Annotated in this window: 16 protein-coding genes and 1 tRNA gene; 13 read left to right on the forward strand and 4 right to left on the reverse strand. The window is 29.7% G+C overall.

All coding sequences use genetic code 4. From position 1 onward, the window contains the following. The first annotated feature begins 61 nt into the window (after window positions 1–61). From gap to SCLAR_RS01535, 3 genes are all read left to right on the forward strand, one after another. Window positions 62–1,078 (forward strand): type I glyceraldehyde-3-phosphate dehydrogenase, encoded by a 1,017-nt coding sequence (gene gap, locus SCLAR_RS01525; protein WP_100255213.1) that lies wholly within the window; start codon window positions 62–64, stop codon window positions 1,076–1,078. Window positions 1,079–1,128: 50 nt separating this feature from the next. Next, window positions 1,129–1,653: a type II toxin-antitoxin system antitoxin SocA domain-containing protein gene (locus SCLAR_RS01530; RefSeq protein WP_100254194.1), complete on the forward strand. Its 525-nt coding sequence runs from the start codon at window positions 1,129–1,131 to the stop codon at window positions 1,651–1,653. 113 nt (window positions 1,654–1,766) lie between these two features. After that, complete coding sequence (locus SCLAR_RS01535; RefSeq protein ID WP_100254195.1) at window positions 1,767–2,963, forward strand: phosphoglycerate kinase; 1,197 nt, start codon at window positions 1,767–1,769, stop codon at window positions 2,961–2,963. Window positions 2,964–3,231: 268 nt separating this feature from the next. Here SCLAR_RS01535 and SCLAR_RS01540 read toward each other — a convergent pair whose 3' ends face one another. Next, complete coding sequence (locus SCLAR_RS01540) at window positions 3,232–4,632, reverse strand: DDE-type integrase/transposase/recombinase (RefSeq protein WP_100254164.1); 1,401 nt, start codon at window positions 4,630–4,632, stop codon at window positions 3,232–3,234. A gap of 373 nt (window positions 4,633–5,005) precedes the next feature. On the opposite strand from SCLAR_RS01540, the gene SCLAR_RS01545 reads away from it, so the two are divergent. The 10 genes from SCLAR_RS01545 (at window position 5,006) to SCLAR_RS01585 (ending at window position 17,584) form a co-directional block, all read left to right on the forward strand. After that, entirely contained in the window at window positions 5,006–7,033 is a 2,028-nt protein-coding gene (locus SCLAR_RS01545) for an ABC transporter ATP-binding protein (RefSeq protein WP_100254196.1), read from the forward strand. Between the two features lie 415 nt (window positions 7,034–7,448). Next, the gene (locus SCLAR_RS01550; protein WP_100254197.1) at window positions 7,449–9,056 is read left to right on the forward strand and encodes a hypothetical protein; all 1,608 of its coding nucleotides are present in this window, start codon (window positions 7,449–7,451) and stop codon (window positions 9,054–9,056) included. A 108-nt stretch (window positions 9,057–9,164) separates the two neighbouring features. After that, window positions 9,165–9,241 (forward strand) — tRNA-Arg (locus SCLAR_RS01555). 142 nt (window positions 9,242–9,383) lie between these two features. After that, window positions 9,384–11,003, forward strand: coding sequence for an ATP-binding cassette domain-containing protein (locus SCLAR_RS01560; RefSeq protein ID WP_100254198.1), 1,620 nt, complete (start codon window positions 9,384–9,386; stop codon window positions 11,001–11,003). 189 nt (window positions 11,004–11,192) lie between these two features. Next, window positions 11,193–13,742, forward strand: coding sequence for a M60 family metallopeptidase (locus SCLAR_RS01565; RefSeq protein WP_100254199.1), 2,550 nt, complete (start codon window positions 11,193–11,195; stop codon window positions 13,740–13,742). A 173-nt stretch (window positions 13,743–13,915) separates the two neighbouring features. Further along, window positions 13,916–15,565, forward strand: coding sequence for a M60 family metallopeptidase (locus SCLAR_RS01570; RefSeq protein WP_100254200.1), 1,650 nt, complete (start codon window positions 13,916–13,918; stop codon window positions 15,563–15,565). Window positions 15,566–15,702: 137 nt separating this feature from the next. Beyond that, entirely contained in the window at window positions 15,703–15,945 is a 243-nt protein-coding gene (locus SCLAR_RS01575) for a M60 family metallopeptidase (RefSeq protein ID WP_100254201.1), read from the forward strand. Window positions 15,946–15,957: 12 nt separating this feature from the next. Next, complete coding sequence (locus SCLAR_RS07110; protein ID WP_100254202.1) at window positions 15,958–16,473, forward strand: hypothetical protein; 516 nt, start codon at window positions 15,958–15,960, stop codon at window positions 16,471–16,473. Between the two features lie 50 nt (window positions 16,474–16,523). Next, window positions 16,524–16,694, forward strand: coding sequence for a hypothetical protein (locus SCLAR_RS07115; protein WP_169921833.1), 171 nt, complete (start codon window positions 16,524–16,526; stop codon window positions 16,692–16,694). An 89-nt stretch (window positions 16,695–16,783) separates the two neighbouring features. Beyond that, window positions 16,784–17,584, forward strand: a complete 801-nt coding sequence (locus SCLAR_RS01585; protein WP_100254203.1) for a hypothetical protein — start codon at window positions 16,784–16,786, stop codon at window positions 17,582–17,584. A 41-nt stretch (window positions 17,585–17,625) separates the two neighbouring features. On the opposite strand, the gene SCLAR_RS01590 is transcribed toward SCLAR_RS01585, so the two are convergent. From SCLAR_RS01590 to SCLAR_RS01600, 3 genes are all read right to left on the reverse strand, one after another. Next, window positions 17,626–18,528 carry a hypothetical protein gene (locus SCLAR_RS01590; protein ID WP_100254204.1) on the reverse strand — a complete coding sequence of 301 codons (903 nt, stop codon included), beginning with the start codon at window positions 18,526–18,528 and terminating at the stop codon, window positions 17,626–17,628. A gap of 103 nt (window positions 18,529–18,631) precedes the next feature. Then, window positions 18,632–19,603 (reverse strand): hypothetical protein, encoded by a 972-nt coding sequence (locus SCLAR_RS01595; RefSeq protein ID WP_100254205.1) that lies wholly within the window; start codon window positions 19,601–19,603, stop codon window positions 18,632–18,634. 66 nt (window positions 19,604–19,669) lie between these two features. After that, window positions 19,670–21,220: an APC family permease gene (locus tag SCLAR_RS01600; RefSeq protein WP_100254206.1), complete on the reverse strand. Its 1,551-nt coding sequence runs from the start codon at window positions 21,218–21,220 to the stop codon at window positions 19,670–19,672. Between the last annotated feature and the right edge of the window lie 14 nt (window positions 21,221–21,234).

Genomic DNA, 21,234 nt, shown 5'->3' on the forward strand with positions numbered 1-21,234 from the left:
ATTTTATTGTAAAAAAGGGACTATTGGGAATATAATAAGAAAGTGAAAGGAAATAGTCAAAATTATGAAAAAAATCGCAATTAACGGATTTGGAAGAATTGGACGTCTAGCATTTAGACAATTATTCTTGCAAAAAGATATTGAAATCGTTGCAATCAACGATTTAACAAAACCTTCAACATTAGCATATTTATTAGAATTTGATTCAGCACATGGAAAATTCCTAAAAGGAAAAATCAGTGCAAAAGATGATGCAATTGTTGTTGATGGAAAAGAAATTAAAGTATATGCAGAGAGAAATGCTGCAGATTTACCATGAGGTAAATTAGGAGTAGATCTAGTTGTTGAATGTACTGGTTTCTACACAGACAAAGAAAAATCAGAAGCTCACATTAAAGCAGGTGCAAAAAAAGTTATTATTTCAGCACCAGCAACTGGTGATTTAAAAACAATTGTATTTGGAGTTAACCACAAAAACTTAACAAGTGCTGATCAAATTGTATCAGCAGCTTCATGTACAACAAACTGTTTAGCACCAATGGCAAAAGTATTAGATGAATCATTTGGAATTGAAAAAGGATTAATGAACACAATCCATGCCGTTACAAATGACCAAACTTTACTTGATTTACCACACTCAGATGTTCGTAGAGGACGTGCAGCTGCATGAAACATTGTGCCTTCAAAAACAGGAGCAGCAGCAGCAGTTGGTAAAGTTTTACCTTCACTAAATGGAAAATTAGATGGTTTAGCATTACGTGTGCCAACAATCACTGGTTCAATTGTTGACTTAACACTTGAATTAAAGAAAAAAACTACAGTTGATGAAATTAACAAAGCAGTTAAAGATGCTGTAACAAAAGACAAAGAATTAGGTCAAGCATTAGAATACAACACTCAACCAATAGTTTCAATGGATGTTGTTGGTTCAATCTATGGATCAATCTTTGATTCAACTTTAACAAGAGTTATGGAAGTAGAAGGAAAACAATTAGTTAAAGTATTTTCATGATATGACAATGAAAATTCATTTACTTCTCAATTCGTTAGAACAATTAATTACATGTTATCATTATAATTTGTGCAAAAAACATATTTTCCCTACGATTATATTATTGAGGTGAAAATATGTTTTTTTATTTAAAAGCTGATTTTATACAGTATGTAATAAATCTAATTTATCAAGTAAACAAGAGAGTCAATTGTAAAATTACTCAAATCCAAATCCAAAAAATTATTTACATAGTTTATGCTTATTTCTTGTTATTTGTCAAACCAATTGCTAAAATTGACTTCGAAACTTGACGCTGAGGTCCTGTAATTTATGTTTTATGAAAAACTCAAACAAAATTCAAAGCCCATAATGTTAAATTAGAATTTGATCAAAATATTACTAACCAATATCAAGATGCTGATATTGAAAGTTTATGTTTAAAAATCATTGAGTTTATGCTAAAAATGCAAACTTGAGACATTGTAGAAATTTGTCATGAGCAAACTCCTTGAAAAAAACTTTATGTTCCTAATCGAAATATTAAAATTAAGGATGAAGACATTTATAAATTTCACAAAACTCATCCTGACAATTTTTTTGATTACTTACATTTTGTAATTGAAAATCACAAAAAACAAGATAACTTGCTAAAAAATTAGCAAGTTTTTATTTTACAAGGCAAATTAAACTAGTTCTCACCTTTTTTTAAAATGTCTGTTTATTTGTTAAAAATTGTTTTAAAATAATATAGATAAACAAAGGAGAGCAAACAATGAAAAAAACATTAAATGATGTACAAGTATCTGATAAAAAAGTTTTAGTTAGAGTAGACTTCAATGTCCCAATTAAGGACGGGCTAATTACAGATGATAACCGTATTAAGGCTGCAGTGCCAACAATTAAACATTTAGTTGAAAATGGTGCCAAAGTTATTTTATCTTCACATCTAAGTCGAATTAAAGAGGAAGCTGATAAAGCTAAGAAATCATTAGCACCAGTTGCCAAAAGACTTGAAAAAGTACTAGGACAACCTGTTAAATTTGTTCCTGAAACAAGAGGAGCAGTTTTAGAAAAAGCAATTAACGAAATGAAACCAAAAGAAATTATTCTTTTTGAAAATACTAGATTTGAAGATGTTAAAGATGGTGAAGTTGTTAAATTTGAATCAAAAAATAACCCAGAGTTAGGTAAATATTGAGCAGGATTAGGTGACATTTTTGTAAATGATGCCTTTGGGACAGCTCACAGAGCTCATGCTTCAAATGTGGGGATTGCCTCAAACATTGCTGAAAGTTGTGTAGGATTTTTAGTTCAAAAAGAATTAGAAATGTTAGCAAAAGGTGTGGATAATCCAGAACATCCATTTATAGCAATTATTGGTGGAGCAAAAGTTTCTGACAAAATTGGAGTGATTGATAACCTTCTAACCAAAGCTGATAAAATTATTATTGGTGGAGGAATGGCTTATACATTCTTTAAAGCACAAGGTCATAAAATTGGTAAATCTTTATGTGAAGAAGATAAAGTTGAACTTGCCAAAGAATACTTACAAAAAGCAAATGGGAAAATCATTTTGCCAGTTGACTCAGCAAATGCCACTGAATTTAAAGATGTAACTCCAGTTTATTCAGGTGTTGATCTTGATGATGATGTTATGGGACTAGATATTGGTCCAAAATCAATTGAATTATTCAAAGAAACATTAAAAGGTGCAAAAACAGTGGCTTGAAATGGACCCATGGGAGTTTTTGAATTTGAAAATTTCAAAAAAGGAACTGTTGGAGTTTGTGAAGCAATTGCTAACCTTGGCAATGCCTTTACATTAATTGGTGGGGGAGACTCAGCTGCTGCAGCAATTCAATTAGGATTTGCAGATAAATTTACTCATATCTCAACTGGTGGAGGAGCTTCACTTGAGTTTATGGAAGGTAAAGTACTGCCTGGAGTTGAAGCAATTCAAAACAAATAGTTTTAAAAACAAAGATTAGGTCTTTGTTTTTATTATAAAGTGTGCATTTTCTACTTAAAATTGCACGAAAAATTAAATAACTTGGTTTGCCCCTAAATTATTCAAAGATAACATTTAAAGTTGGAATTGTATGGTTTATTTGAGACTAATATGATAATAGGCATAGAATTAAACATAAAAAATATAAAAAATGTCAGATATTTTTGTAGCTATCAAAACAAATTTGGACTTTTAGTAATTTTAATACAACTTTTAATAAATTGCTAGTTTAATAGGAGTGCTTTTTATATCAACTTGAGTATTTTTTCTTAAAAAAGATAAAGTTTGATTGAGCTCAGACAGAGTTGTTTTTAATTTTTTGTGGCATATCTTCAGGTTTCACTCCTTCATTTTCAAGAACAACTTTTGATTTGTAGAGCATTTCATTATCAAATTCAATCATACTATAATAGTTATCACCAAGTGATGCGATAAGGTTACCATCACAACATTGAATTATCATAATCTCTCGTCTAGGTATATTTAATGGTGTTGTGAAATTGCATATAAAGTACTTTTTCTTTTCATAGGTAACAGTTAGATCTCTTGCAACCACTCTAATTGATTTGTGTCCCAAAATAATATTTAGATCTCCCTCAAATTTTTTGAATGAATTTGTAGTAAAATCTTTTTGAAGGGTTACAACATGATTATTTAAATACTCAACAAATTTTGGTAAGACTAGATTGGCCTCATTAATATTTGTGACTTTATTTTGTTCCATAAAGGTAGTGATTGTACCTTTAATGGTTTTTCAGAGCCTTTCAATCCTTGGTTTGAATTGTGGTGAAATTGATGATTGGATGTCAATACCTAAGTTTTTAGCTACAAATGCAAACTGAATTCGAGAATCTTCGGGCGAAGATTCTTTTTTTTCACTCCAAAAAGTTCTGCGTTTGTCAGTTCTTAGCACTTCAAAAGTCCCATAATTTTTTAAGACCGGTTTCAAAGCATTGAAATAACCTTCAGTAGTTTCTTGATGATCAAAATATAATCCTAAAACCTCTCCACTTGCCTCATCAATATAACCATGCAATGCCCAAATCTCCTCATCACTGAATCTTCAAAATGTAGCATCAGCTTCAACAACATGACCACGCCTTTGGGTTCTTGGCCTTGCAATATGGATATTTTCTTTTGCTCTTTCTGTAGCTGAGGAGGGAACCAGTAGACTTTGAGGTCTATTTTTCAACTCTTCTTCTTTTGCTAACAATTTGATAGTTTTTTTATGTGCCAGTTTTGAGCAATGATTTTTAGATCTTAAAATATTGTAAATATATGAATAACTCACCCACTGATAGTCATATCTTTTATCTGCTTTTAAATAGCGCATAAAATCCCTAAAATTACAGTTTAAGTACTCATCCCTAAAAATCCTGCTAATCTCTAGTGCTTGCATATGGGTTCGCTTTTGAGCATGCTTATTGTTTTTATTTTTGTGGATAAAGAAGGCCTCACCAATTTCTTTGTATTTTTTAATGGCATCATAAAACCATGATCTACTACCACCACTTTTTATCAAAAGTTCTCTTTTGGCTGCTTTATCCCTGGATAAAGCAGCCTCCCTAATAATATCTTGTATATGTTTGTTGGTTTTCATTTGTCTTTTACCTCTATAATTTCTTTTCATTTTTATTCCCTGATTTCCTTTATTATTATAATCAAGTCCAAATTTGTTTTGATAACATTTAGTCCTTTTTTGTTTTGATAACAATGTAAAAAATATAAAAAATGTCAGATATTTTTTAAAATCCAAAAATTCTGTGTTATATTAATAGTGTGATAGAAATATCACGCTTGTAAAAAGGTTAACGCCTTATAATTTTAAACTAATCATTTTATTCCCGACATGTAAATGATGAGTATGCAAACACTGGATTTATCCAGTGTTTTTGTTATAAAAATGGTTGAGCTATTTTTTTTATTTTACAAAGTAGCTAAAATATGAGTGTTAAAAGTGCTAAAATAATTTTGATAGTCAAAAAAATATAAGGGGGAAAATTATGAAAAGAGAAAACACTGAGATAAATGAAGCAAATTCCTCAGGTACTCATGAAAAAGATATTAAATTTAAGAAAAAAAGCAAAAATGCAACTTTTTTTGCAATAATTGGTCACTATCTAAAAAGACATCCAATGACTGCATTTTGAATAGTTTTTTTAACAGCACTTTCTGCAACTGCTGCAGTATTTGGACCAAAAATTATTCAAAATATTATGGCAAATTTAATGGCACCACTTTCTATCAAGCAAATCTTTTTAGCACTAGATTTACAAGGGAAAACTAGTTTATCAGTGACTGAAATTAATCAAATCCTGTCTGATACTAGTAGTGGATTTTATTACATTGGATCAGATGTTACTTTTACTAATACTACAGATTTAATAAATCAGTTATCAAGTGATTCAAAACAATTTGCAACCAATCTATTTGGTTTAAAATTAACTTGAATGCACTGAATTTATTTACAACTTGGCCTATTTGGTTTAACTGCAGTAAGTACATTTTTATCAAATTATGTTGCTGGAATCATGGGGAAAGATATTGAAATTGAGTTAAGAAATAAATCACTTGAAAAATTAGTTAAACAAGATATGAGTTACTATTCTGATAAAAAAATTGGAGAAATCTTAACTAAAATTGTTTCAGATACTCAAATTATTGGAGATCAAGCTCAACAAGTTCCAATTGCAATGATGTCAGCCTTCTTTACCTTCTTTGGTTCATTAGGAATGATGTTTACAATTGATGTCAACTTAACTTTAGTAGTTCTAGTCTTAATGGTGGTAATTCTGGTAGTAATCTTTGGTTCATTTGGAATTATGAGAAAACTTGCCTTTAAAGTTAGAAAATCAATCACTGAAATCAATGGAGATGTCACTGATAGAATTGCTACTGTTCGTTTAATTAAAGCTAGTGGAACAGAAAGTTATGAAACAGAGCGTTTTATAGAAATTCATAAAGACTATTATAAAAAATCTGTAAAAATGATTACAGCCCAATCAATTATCATTACATTATTGGTGGCAGGAATTTCCTCAATTCAAATGGTAATTGTGATTGCTGGAGCCTTAATTTACAATGATGACCCATCATTTTTAGCAGTAACTTTATCATCATTTATTAGTGGTGTGGGAACAATGGTCAGTCCAATTATGCAACTTACTAGAGTTGTTGGGGGATTAGTTCAAGCTTCAACTTCAGCTGCTAGAGTTGATGAAGTTATTAAAGCAAAACCTAGATTTGATTCACATTATGGACCAAATGAAGGAATTGAAATTAATGATATTAGTGGGGACATTAAGTTTGAAAATGTTGAATTTAGATATCCAGAAAAACCTGAAAAACTAATTTTACCAAAATTTGATTTTGTCTTCAAAAAAGGAAAAAGTTATGCTTTTGTTGGTGAAACTGGGGCTGGAAAATCAACAGTAGCTAAATTGCTATTAAGATTTTATGATCCAAGTCAAGGTCGAGTTTTAATTAATGGTACCACAGACTTAAAAGATATTCACCTATCAAGTTACTTAGATAAAGTGGGCTATGTTGAACAAGAACCTCAAATTTTATATGGAAATGTTTTAGATAACATTAAGTATGGTAGATTTGATGCAACTGATGAAGAAGCAATTGCAGCTGCTAAAAAAGCTGAATTGGATAACTTAGTTTTATCTTGACCAGATGGTTATCAAACCATTCTTGGAGAACGTGGTTTTATGTTAAGTGGAGGGCAAAAACAAAGACTTGTCATTGCTCGAATGATCTTAAAAGATCCTCAACTCTTAATTCTTGATGAGGCCACTAGTGCTCTTGACAACATTGTGGAAGCAGAAATCCAAGCAGAACTTGATAAACTTATGAAAGGACGTACATCAGTGACTATTGCTCACCGTTTAAGCACTATTAAAAACTGTGATCAAATTATAGTTTTAGCAAGAGATGAAGGAATAGCACAAGTTGGTACTTTTGATGAATTAAGACACCAAACAGGTCATTTCAAACGTTTGTATGAAGCTGGATTAATGGAATAACAAGAATTCTTGTTATTTTTTTTTCTCTAATTTATAAAATCTCTAATGTAAAACTTTTTGTACTTTTTAATAAGGTGCTTGTTATAATTAATTTAGATAAAGGGGAGCAATTCACTTTATCTATAGAAAAGTGGTGATAATTTATGTCAAATTGTCAATGCAACAGCGGACTTGACTGTACTTGTAAACCAGGTGCATGTGACTGCTCATCATGTGAGTGTGACAAACAAGATGCAAATGTGGTTGTCAAGCCAAATAATACTTTACTGTATTAAATAAAACTAGTTGACCATAGTGTTAGTTTTAATTCAACAATTTAATTTGTTGAAAATCCCTTTATCTAAGGGATTTTTTTTAATCTGAAAATTTGTCATTTTTTGAAAAAAGGACTAAAATCAATAGGTTAGAGGTGTCTATGAGAAACTATGAAAAAGAGAGTATTTTTTGATATGGATTATACTTGCTTGCTGAAGATCAAGAACTCAAATATTATATAAATACTGAAAAAGAATTAATTTACAACTTGTATCCTTTAGTGTACTTTGGTATTAGTCAATATTCACTATATCGAGGAGAAAAAATTCAAGAAATTCAAAACCAAGATATGAATGAAATAACTGATTACATTGTGAAAAACTTGGATAGCTTGTATGATGCAAATTACAAGTATGTTAAAGTCAAACCAAAAAGATTGGTTTTACAAGATGAAGAATTTATTGAGCAAGTTAAAGCAATTGTGACAGGGTTATTACTTCCTTACATTAACAAATATTGTTTTAGAAAACTAAGTGAAATTTATCACATGAATAGCACTTTTATTCGTAAACTAATAATTAACTTTGAGTATGATATTAATCATCAAGCTGTTGATGGTAAGTTAAAGACAAGTTCTTTGTATCCATTTTTGTTTACCATCAATTTAATTAAAATTTATGATAAAAGTGGTTTATACCAAAGGGTGCAAAAATACTATACAAGAGAAATATTATTAAAAAAATATGAAACTGGACGAGAATGAAAAGAAAAAGAAGTTGAATATTTAAAAGAAACTCATGAATTATTAAAAAACATAGAAGAGTGAAGCATGTTTTTAAGCAATTTTTCAACTTCAAAGTGAGATTCATTTACTATTAATGAACGTTTTAAGGCTTTATTTCAACTAACTAAAGTAACTACAATCTTAATGAAAAATGAGATTTCATCAATCACAATGTTAGCCAATGGTGAAGAAGTTTTTAGTATGTTGATTGATTATTGACCACTATTTTTAGATTATGATCGTCATGAAAAGTTAACAACAGCAAGTAGAGAACCAAACTTTAAAGATAATGATAACCAAATTTTTGTTCCAATCAATTTTCAAAATTTAAATATTGACTTACTGATACCTTATATTAAGTCAAAACAAGAAAGACATGTTAAAATTGATGAAGAAATTTTGAGAAAAATTAACATTATTATTTTTAAAGTAGTTTCAAAAATTAAGGAGTTAATTTTTACTCATGAGTATTTACCAAAGTTAATTAATGCTCAACTGCAATTGCGGAAAAAAGTTTATGTTGATATTTTAGATATTTTTATTGAAATTGCTGAAGATAAATTTAAACCCAAAACAGATGCAGAGAACTTTAGTGAAAATTTATTTTTTATCACTGAAGAAGAAGTGAGTGAGCTACTTGAAACCAAATTTACAAAAAAAATTGATTATATGACAAATCAAACACTAATTAGACTGGCAAAAACCTGTTCATACTTGCTTGCTTTAAAAAAATATACTGCTCGAACAGTAGATTACAATCTAAAGGATTTATTGATGTATATTCTGGTAATTTTTGGTCCACATCCAATTGGACACACCTTTTTAACCCAAGAAACTATTGATAAAGTATATGATATTTTTGCAAAAGCTTGTCAAACATTTTCAGAAAACAATATTCTTGATTATCCAGGTGATGAGTACCAACATTTCTTTAAATTTTTTGAATTACCAGACAAGTTAAGGAAATGAGTTAAGGAAATTTAAAAAATACCTCATCCTCAAGACCAAAATAGTAATAAAATTTATAAAATTATTAAAATAAGTATAGAATTATTAATAATATTTTGATATTATATTTTTGGTCTTAAAAATGCCCACGTAGCTCAGTAGGATAGAGCATGCGCCTTCTAAGCGTAGGGTCAGAAGTTCGAATCTTCTCGTGGGTGCCATTTTAGAATTAAAATCTGTCTAAGAACAGATTTTTTGTTAAAAATTTTAAAATAAAATTAATTTTCATAATACGAAATATATAATTATAGTGCTATTTAGTTAGCACACTTAAAAGTTTATGATTATAGGAGGATCTTTTAAATGATTAAAAAATCAGAACAATCGACAGAGTCGAGTACAATGGATAATGATGTTTTAATTTCTCTAAAAGATGTCAATAAAATATACGGGAAAAAGACCGTTCTTTCTGACATTAATTTAGATATTAAAAAAGGAGACAGGATTGGAATAATTGGTCCCAATGGTGGGGGTAAATCAACTCTTACTGAAATAATTGCGGGAATAAGAAAACCTACAAATGGGAGTGTTGTTAAACAAAACAACTTAATTTATGGAATCCAATTTCAAGAATCAAAATATCCACTAGGAATAACAGTAATTGACATGATCAAATACTACTTAGATACTTTTTCAGTTGCAATGACTGAAGGGGAATTATTAGAATTAATGAGAATTTATCAAATTGTTGGATTTAAGAATAAGTATATTCAAAGTTTATCTGGGGGACAACAACAAAGAGTAAATATCTTATTAGCCTTAATTCATAGTCCAGATTTAGTTATCTTTGATGAGGTTTCAACTGGATTAGATATTGAAGTTAGAAACCAAATCATTGAATTCATTAAAGAAAAAGTAGTAGATACTGATAAATCACTAATTTTAGTTACACATACAATGAGTGAAATTGAACAACTATGTAACAAGTTTATTTATATTCACAATGGAACAATTAGAGAAGCAGGAACTGTGGAATCAATTGTTAAAGAATATGGTTCAGTACACAAATATACTTGAAAAAAATTTAATGAAGAGAAAAAAGCAGATTTAGATGCAGAATTTGAAGCAGCAAAAGCTGAAGAGAAAAAACCAGGTAAGAAAAATAAATTTGACAAAATTATTAGTTCAGGAAAAAACATTAACAAAAACATTCCTTTAATTTCATTATTAATGAAATATTATATTAAAGGTGTGGCAGTGCCATTCTTTATCTTTGTTTTCCCAATTTTAATGATATTTATGATGGGAAGCATTTACACTTCTGGAGCAATGGCTGGTAATGATGAACAAGCTGCTGCATTCTTGCATTCACTTGTGGGATCATATTCTGCAATGTCAGCATTAGCAATTGGATTTTTCATTATTCCATCAACTATCTTGGAATTTAAAACAAGTGTTTTAATGAAAAGAATTGGTGCTACAAACATTAAACCAGTTTTCTTCTTACTTTCAGTAGTTTTAATAGGTTTATTTTTAGTAATCATATCAGTTTTATGAACAGCATTATGAGCTGGAATCCTTTTTGGTTATAAATTTGGCTGAAGTGTAACTTCAACACCATATGATGTTGGGGCTTCAATCCTATTATTTATTCCAATGATTTGTCTAGCAATGTCTTTAGGTTTAACTTTGGCATCAATTTTTAAATCAACAACAACATACAATGCCGTAGTTAATGTAATTTATATGCCAATTACTTTACTAAGTGGGGGATTTGCACCAATTGAATCAATTCAAACCTCTCCACAACTTAATGCTATGTCATGAGCAAATCCATTTAAATATTCAATCAATCCTTTTGTGGCTGCTTGAAATGGAAATTATGAATTTAATACTGAAAATACAATTTATCTAATTGTTACATTAGCTTTAATTGCGTTCTTTATTGTAGTTCCAGCATTTAAGTTAAGATGACAAGACTAAAGAATATTTTAAAAATGCCAAACACTTTTTGAAGTGTTTTTTATTTTCATTGAAAAAACACCAGTCTTTTACAGGTAATTGTTAGAAAATAGATTTTTATTGATTATTTCATTGACATATGAAAGTTATTTCATTATTATTTATGTATATGATGTAATCTATAAGTAGAATATTTGAGAGGATTTTTTAATGAAAAAGTTGTTATATGCACTTTCAAGCTTTTTTATCTTTGTTTCCCCAACTTTGGCTGTGGCATGTGGTGGTCTTTCTTTTAATCACCCTGGTGTTGACAAAGAAACTGAATTGCCTGATGAAGATGATGAAGATGAAATCCCAGCTCCAGAGATTTCTGCTGAATATCAACATTTTGTAGATTATAATAAGTACTTAAATGATTTTAATTTAGGAGCTGACTTTAAAGCATATGAAAAGTATCAAAACCATAACAAAATCTCAAGGGGTTTTCAATTAAGCAATTACATCCCAACAAGTACTTTTTTACACAAAAATGATGAGGTTAAAGTTTATTTAAATAAATCTAAAACCACAAGTGCTGATTTAGATTTTATTAAAAACAACAAAGGTGTTTTTCATGTTGGAATGTATGGAAGATGAACTACATCATTTGACCATATTTTAAAATCAACAAGATTGCAAGAAACTGAAGATATTAGCATAGATTCAGTTGAAACTCAAAGCAATGCTTATGTGCTAAGTTTTAGTGTTTCAAAACACGGAATTCTATTTCACCACATTGCTTCAACTTTATTTATTGAAAAAGTTTTAGTCAATGGTATTGAAAAGGATCCCTCAAGAACTAACTTAATTTATAATCGTGACCCAAAGAGTGGACCAGTTGACACAAATTATGGTAATTTTTGAAACAAACTTTATGAGAAACTTGATACATTTAGAGCCTCAGGTTATGATGTTACCAAACAGTTGACAAAAGACACTCCAATTATAGTTTTAAAATCTGAGAAATTTAACTTAGTAATTGACACTGTGAAAATGTTTTTAATAATGGAAACAGCAAAAAATGATGGCATACTTTATAATGACAATAATTTAAATAGTGCATTATTGGCAATGGATTGAAACTACAATTTAAGCAATGAGATAAATGGTTTAAGTTCAAAAGGACTTGGAGATTACAATTTTGAGTATGATTTTCAAAAAGAAAACATAATGTTTAGTGATCATGGACCAGGACTATTTTATAGTACTTCAAAATACTTTGCGATGCATTCATCATTGGGTGATGCTTTTATGGATTTTGAGGCTAGACTAACTAACAGAAAAACTTTTTATAAAGAAAGCCAATTTACTTCATCTTTTACTGGTAAGGGTGGTGTTGGTTTTAAAAAACCCGATGCCCAAGCCACTGAAAATATTGTTGAATACTTCTCACAAGGAATGTGAGGTTTACAACATGAATTTGGACATACCTTCCAAGTTGGGGGTTATAAACTAGGTAAATGAGGTGAAGTAACTGTTAATATTGGTCCAGTAGGAATTACGCAACTTTTATATAAATATAATCTAGTAAAACCAGTTAGTGATGGTTTTTATGATCAAATTTATGAACGTTCAGGGTTTAAAAATGCAAATCCAAACTTTATTAGTAGTGGAATTAGACAAAATGCCTTGTATGAAAATTCACAAAATGGAATTAACTATGATGCAAGTGATGCAACAAAATTTGAGGATGCAAATGGTGTTGAGTTAATCTTCATAACTCAGTTAATGTATGGTCTGGGAAGTGGTTTTATTCCTGCATTGAACAATTACTATCGTCATCATAAAGTAGCACTTAATGCAAAAACTGCAGAACTTAAAGCACATTACACCACAATCGCAGATCAATATTCAGAAAAATTTAACCCTGAGTACCATGCCAAATTAGATATATTAATTGATGCAATTACTCGAATTACAAGAACTAATCTAAACACTTTCTTTAAAAAGTGAGGGTTAGAAGTCCCACAGGAAACTAGGGAGTTGGCCCAATCATATGGTAGAGACCTAGGAACAGATTTATTTAAAGTTATTTTAGATAAAAACTTTTCAGGGATTAATAATAGCAAACAAAAGTGATTTGACAATATGAGTGGGGGATTTTTGATTGAAGGCATAGCTGAAAAACTTAAACAATTTTCAGAGTGAGGAATAATTGGAGATAAACCAGTTTCTATGAAATTAGCAACTGACAAAGTTGTTGAACCAGTTAAAGCAAGCACTGACATTGATGTGAATTTAGTTTACCAAAATGCAGAAAACCCTAACATTTATTATGCCTCTCAAAATTTTTTAGATAGTCAAGATTATTCTAAAGATTTTCCTCATTACTTGAAAATTAGGGGAGTTGCTGCTGGGAACACTTCAAATGGTTATAGTGTTCATTTATGAGTAAATAGTGAGGCACAAAAAGTTAATATTCAAGCCTTTTCAAGTTGGATTGGCAGAGCTGATAATATTTTTGCTATTGTTAGTCTTTTTGATGAAAAGCACCAGCTAGTAAAAAAACTTGAAATAGAATCAAAGAAAGTCGGACAAATTGAGGGTTTAATTCACTGAGACTTTAATAAAAACTATACACTTCAAGTTGAGTTTAAAGATGATGATTTTAAACTTGATGAGCCAAATGGAGATGGTTCGAAAATTTTTAATCACGAAAATAAAAGATTTGAACCAATTTCTAATGTAATTCCAGGAAAAATTTGAGAAGTTACGCTTTAAATATTCTTTAACTTGCAATTCTCTTTTTGACAACTTTATTTAATTATTCTCTAATAAAGTCATTTAAAACAAGTACAATGCTGTACTTGTTTTTTTGTTTTCACTTAAACACCTAATTGTGTTGCAAACAACCTAAACGAGGGTATAATAACTTTAGGTACAAGTTTATTTCTTTGTATGTCGGAGGGAAAAATGAAAAAGTTATTGTATGCATTAGCAAGTTTTTTATTGTCTTCTCTCCAGCGACAGTTATTTCTTGTGAGATTTCTTTTAATAAATCCAAAGGGGATAGTGATCCAGAAACACCAAATAATGAGACTGAAACAGAAGATGAAACTCAGGTTGAAGATGAAGCTGAAGCGGAAGTTGTTGATGAAACTGAGATTGATGACGAAACTGAAACTGAAGTTGATGATGAAACTGAGATTGTTGACGAAACTGAGATTGATGAAGAAACTGAGGTTGATAATGATATTGAAGTTGATACTGATATTGAAGTTGAGACTGAAACAGAAGATAAAAAAACTCCTGAACCAATCAATTCTAATGAATATAATTATTTTGTAAATTATAATCAATACCTGAATGATTTTAATTTAGGAGTAAATCATAAATCATATAAAGATTATCAAAATCATAATAAAGTTTCAAGATTATTTCAATTAAGTGACTACATACCAACTAATACTTTTTTACACAAAGATGATATAGTTAAGGTTTACTTAAATAAATCTAAGACTACCGCTGCAGAACGTGAATATATTTTAAAAACCAATGGAATTTTCCAAGTTGGTTTATATGGACAATGAAGCACATCTTTTGAACATGTTTTTGAAGCCTCAACCAAAATTTCAACAATTGGAAGTATTCTTGTAAAACCAGTAGAAATTGAAGACAATGACTATTATGTTTTTAGTTTTAGTACTCCAAATCCAGGAATTTTATTTCACCACATTGCTTCAACTTTATTTATTGAAAAAGTTTTAGTCAATGGTCTTGAAAATGATCCCTCACGAACTAACTTAATTTATAATCGTGATCCAAAGAGTGGACCAGTTGACACAAATTATGGTGCTTTTTGAAAAAAACTTTATCAGAAACTTGATAAATTTCAAGCCTCAAATTATGATATCAACCAGCAGTTAGTTAATGATACACCATTTATAATTTTAAAATCTGAAAAATTTAATTTAATAATTGACTCTGTAAAAATGTTTTTAATAATGCAGACAGCAAAAAATGATGGCATATTTTATAATGACAATAATTTAAATAGTGCATTATTAGCAATGGATTGAAACTACAATTTAAGCAATGAAATAAATGGTTTAAGTTCTCAGGGACTTGGAGATTACAATTTTGAGTATGATTTTCAAAAAGAAAACATAATATTTAGTGATGATGGATATGGATTATTTTATAGTACTTCTAAATACTTTGCAATGCACTCAAGTTTAGGAAAAGAGCTTTTAAACTTCAATGCTACTTTAACTTCAGAATCTGACTTTTATAAAAGAAGTCAATTTACTTCATCTTTTACTGGTAAGGGTGGTGTTGGTTTTAAAAAATCTGATTCCCAAACTACTGAAAATATTGTTGAATACTTCTCACAAGGAATGTGAGGTTTACAACATGAATTTGGGCACACTTTCCAAGTTGGGGGTTATAAACTAAGTAAATGAGGTGAAGTAACTGTTAATATTGGTCCAGTAGGTATCACTCAACTTTTATATAAATATAATTTGATAAAACCAATTGACTCAGGGTTTTATGATCAAGTTTATAGACGTTTGATATCTAAAAAATTAACCCTAATTTCATAAATCATGGAATTAGAAAAAATGCTTTATATGAAGTACCTCAAAGTAAACCTCAAAGCGGGAAAATCAACTATGATGCAAGTAACCCAGAAAAATTTGAAACTTCATATGATGTAGAATTATTGTTTATAACTCAGTTAATGTATGGTTTAGGAACTGGTTTTATCCCAATGCTAAACAATTACTATCGCCATCATAAAGCAGCAATTAGTACAAGGAGTGCAGAGCTTAAAGAGCATTATGCTGCAAATGCAGATCAGTATTCAAAACACTTTGTCCCTGAGCACCATGCTAAATTAGATATTTTGCTTGATGTAATTACTCGAATTACAAAAACCAATCTGACCACTTTTTTTGAAAAATGAGGTTTAGAAATCCCATAGATAACTAGGGAGTTGGCTCAATCATATGGTGCTGATTTAGGATCAGATTTGTTCAAGGTGATTTTAGATAAAGACTATTCAGGTTTCAATGATCATCAAAAATGATTTGATAATATGAATGGGGGATTTTTACTTGAAGGTATAACCAAAAAGGTTAAACCATTTTCAGAGTGAGGAACAATTGGAGACACACCAGTTTCAATGAAGGTATTAAAAAACAAAGTTGTTGAACAAGATTTAAAAAGTGCAGAAATAAATGTAAGTTCAATTTACCAATGCGAGACTGAAGCAAATGTTTACTACTATCTCGAAGTCTATTTGAAGTTCAAGATTTTTCCAAAACTTTTCCCCATTACTTGAAAATTCGGGGGTATACTGGAGGAGGAAAAATATCAAACAATTATAGTGTTCATATATGGGTTGACAGTAAGTTGCAAAAAATTTATATTAAGGCTTATTCAAACTGAATTGATATGAATAATTCGGTCTTTGCAACTATTAAGCTTTTTGATGAAGAGGGTAATCTAGTAAAAACACTTGAAATTCTTTCAAAAGATACCGAGAAAATATTAGGTCTAATGACTTGAGATTTTGACCCAAATTATACAATTCAAGTAGAATTTAATGATGCTGATTTTAAACTTGACTCTCCAAATGGAGATGGTTCAAAAATTTATAATCACAAGACTAGAAAATTTGAACCAATTGCTAATGTTATTTTAAAAACAACTTGAGAAGCTAAACTCTAGTTGTTTTTATTTTTTGGTTTTAATTAAAATTCCTTTTAAAATGGTTAATTTTTGTTAATAGATTTGATAAAATAAACTAAGGTGAATTTATGAAGGTAAAAGTAAGAACTATTGATAATACAGAGTGAATAACAAATATTTTTTTAGGAACTGATAACTTATATTTAGTGGATGCACGTTTTGAACAACCAGACACTACAATTTACAGCATCAAAACAGAAGCTCTTTTAGAAAATTTAAAAGATCAAGCAGATGTGGGGAGAATGTTTTTAGCAAATCCTCTACCATATATTAGTAAAAATGGGTTAGCATCAAAAATGAGTGATGTAGAGGTTAAGGAAACAGTTTCAGGTTATGTTCAAAGAATCACATTTTTTGCAGGACAACGTTATTTGAGTTTGATTGTGGACCAAAAAGTTGTTACTAAAAAGGAATGTGATGAAAAACTTGTACCAGTTCAAATACTCCAAGTTCTAGAAGATAAAATGCTAGCAATTAAAGATGGAATGCTAGTTTATCTTGATGAAAATTTGCAAGTAGTGACTGATTTAAAAATTCCTGCAGTTAATGCAATTGTTTTTGATGAAAAAATTGTTTATCAAAAAGCAGATAACAGCATTTGAGTTAAAGACTCAAGCACAGAACAAATTCTTTGTGATCCACAAGAATTTGTCTCAATTTTTTACTTAAACAAGGCAAATGTTTTGGTAAGCTATAAGGAGCAAAATTTTTCAAAGTTAATTAACATCTCAACCAAAGAAGAAATGCATTTGTGTGATTTTTATGTCTATAGAGCTGTTGTTGTCAATTCTGAAACACTTATTTGTAAACCTTTATTTGATAAAAACAAGCAACAAAACTTAGATCACAAAATTGTTATTATAAAATAAAAATAAGCACTATTTAGTGCTTATTTTTTTACTCAAAATGCTTAATTTGTTGAAGCTGCATATTGTTCTTGTTTTGAGGCAAGATTTTCATTGCGTTTGTATTCAAAATTTTCATTTTTTCAAATACCAATGATACAATGTCATGCTGTATAAATAATAAACATTTGTAGAGCAATTCTTAAACCAAGATACATTGAATTTAGTAAAGTTCCCAAGAAACCATTATTTCTGTTGAACATTTCTGAAATTGCTGCCAAAATATTTAAAATTGACATAAAAATAATTCATACCAATGTGATTGTTCCTAAAATTAGGTTAATTGTTGAAACAATTAACATTGGAACTCTCATTCCTGATTCAAAACGTTTTTCAACATCTTTTCCCAAAAACATCATTGAGTTAATTAACCCTCAACTAATAGCAACAATTGCTAAGATTGCCATAGCTGATGTCAAGGTTACATATTCATCCCCGTTAAACATTGCATTTCATTGCACTGCTTGAGTTGCAAGTAAATATGTTAATGCTAATAATCCTGAACTTGTTAAAACTGCTGCATACCCTTGTGAAATTGAAACTCTTGGCATAATTGTTGATTTTACATCAACATTTGGTAATCTAGTTAAAATAATTGGTGTGAAAATTCCTCCAACTGATAATGAAAACAATACCAAGATGTAACGGTTGTTAATAAAGGTAATATCATCACTTTTTTTTGTGAAATAAATGATGTAAGCACATGATGCAAGTGATAGCCCTGATGAAAACATCATCAGTGAATAAAGCGCTTTGTCAGCTTGTGCTATACCAGTAAGTGAAACTTTTTCGCTTTCAAATATTGAATAGAATAACCCGATTATTCCAATAACAGAAATTACTAAACCAACTCAATTTGCAACCAACGTTCAAAATTTTGTAGAGGCAACACTATAATTTCCTCTCATTAAATCATCTCCTTAATAGTTATATTATATATTATAAAATACAAAAGAACAATTTTTAAAAAAATTGTTCAGGAGTATTATTTGAAATTTTACAAATTTTGAATTAAGACATTGCTCGTTCAAATCTAAATAAAATGTTAAATGTTCCATCAGCATCTGTTGAAGTAATCCCTACATAGAATGGATTATTGTTAGTTTCATTAATCATTTCACCACTTAGTGGTATATTATCACCAACATGATATTTACCATCTACAAGTGTTGCCTTATGCATAGCACCAAAAGTGATTGAACTTGCAAGTATTTTAAAACCAAGCTTATCTTCAATATAGTTTACAATATGAGTTTTAAAATCAGGACCTAAATCTACACCATTTAGCATATCTATAATTTGGTGTCCATAGAAAGACCCAATATCTGACTTCACAATTATACCAGGGAACTCTTGCTCAGAGTCAGTATGTTCAATTGAAGGTACAAAGGTATAATTCAATTGAAATTCATTTGTGAAAATTGAATTCTCAATTGTAACTGGATTAATAATTGCATTGTGATGAGCAAATGAACCTATGCGAAGATTAGTTTCTCGATCAATTGGTAATTCATCTCCATCACTGTTAATATATGCAAAATCAGCATCAATATAAAAATTTCATTCCCCAGTTCCTGTATTTTTGTTTTTTTCAATAATTACTTGATGCCTTACCATTTTTATTTTTCTTTTTTGAGCAAATAACATGCTTAAATCTTGCAGATTTACATATTTTGTGTCGCTTTCTAGATTTGGAAGATTAGAAAGATGTGAGGTTACTGATAATAATTTAATTGTAGGATTATATTCATTATAATAAGATCAAATTGTTTCAAGAGTGTGGTCATTGAATTTATCAGTATCTAAGTCAATTATAGTAGCACCATTTTCTTCACGTGATTCTATTTTGCTTAAATCTTGTATATATGTGACTGTTTTTACTTCAACAGATTTAAATTGCCCAGATCTAGAAAGTAAAAATAAAGGTGCTGAGGCACCTGCAGTTAGAGCAGTTACACTAAGTAATAGTAATAGTTTTTTCATCTCAATCACTCCTTTGAATATATTATATCTTTTTATAAAAAAAATGCTCAACTTATTGAGCATTTTTTATTTTTTAATGATTTGATATATTTTTTCATAATTTTCAAGATTTTTTAATTCTTCAGGTTGTAGTTTACTTAGTCTTTTTTTGTAAGCAATATAGTAGACACAAACTGCAGTAACAACAATTGCTGTAAAGTAGATAATTTGAAAACTTGCAGCTACTAGTTTTTGAATGTCTATTTCTCCATCACTATCATATGGATTTGTAAAACTAGTAATTAAACCTTTTAAATACATTGCAAAGATAAAGATAATAAACCCAATTGTTAAGAATCAACCTAAATATTCTCATCATTTAACTTTCATGTTCTTTTTAAATCCATGAGTAATTGCAGCCACAATAACTACAATGTAGATTGAAATCAAGAGAATTGAAGCTGTACTTGAAAGTGTTGCATAATCAAAGGGACTTGGTCGTTCAGTGGCCCCTTGAATAATGTCTGGAATTAAGATAAATAAGATAAATGTGATTGTGAACCCAATAATTGTGACAATAATACCTCCAACTGGCACATTTTCTTTATTTTCTCTTCTTAAAGCATCAGGTAAGAATTTTTGAGAAGCTAATGGCTCTAAAGTGGCCCCACCAAACAGGGTAATTTGTAGTGATGAGTTAAATCTCATTAACATTGTACAAACAATTACTAAAATTGAACCAAAATCTCTTAATCATTTAGCTGAAAAACCTTGAAAGATCTCCTTGTTTGGGTTTCCAGACCAATTTTCTTGGCGAACTGCAAACATTACTAAAGCTGTAAAAGCTATATAAAAGACTGTGGTTAAAATCATAATGACAATAATAGCAATAGGCATATTTTTGTCTCTATTTTTAATATTTTTCCCTGTGGTTATAAATGTTTCAATTCCAGCAAAGGCAAAGAAACATGTAGTAAAGGTATTGACAAAGTTGTCAAAACCTAACTTAATATTGGTTGATTGTCCCACAAAACCTGTATGATTGTTGGGATCATTTAGTGGTTGAATGAATCCAGCTACTAAACCAAAAATAATTAATAAAATTGTAATTCCTCAAGTCATATAACCAATAATGGTTGCAAAATATTTGTATTTTTTGATACCAAAGAATATGATTGAAGATGCAAACATATATAATGCATAGGCAATTAGGTCTAGGTAAAGGTTACCTCATGATCCTCATGAACCTCAGTTACCACCATGATAACCAGATAAGTTATCAAAGTTGGCACGAACCATAGTGACCATTAATCCCATTCCAATTACTGGAATAACTGCATAATTTAATAGACCAGTCATTAACCCTCAAAACTTATTAAAAGCTGTGCGAGCATATTGACCTCCACCTCCATTTGCTTGAGGGTGAATTTGCACTAATCGTGCAAATGATCAAGCACATAAGAAGGCTATTAAACCTTCTAGTGCAAAAATTCAATAGATATGAACCCCAACACTTGCTTCAGGGTTGGTTGTGCTTAAAATTGTACTAAAACTTGCCGTGAAAGTTATTCCGGCAATGAAACTAAAACCAATTCAAATTAAATTGAATAGATTAAGCTCTTCTTTTTTTGTCTTCATTGTCTTTTATTACT

Origin of the sequence: Spiroplasma clarkii (assembly GCF_002795265.1) — a bacterium.
Taxonomy (GTDB): domain Bacteria; phylum Bacillota_I; class Bacilli_A; order Mycoplasmatales; family Mycoplasmataceae; genus Spiroplasma_A; species Spiroplasma_A clarkii.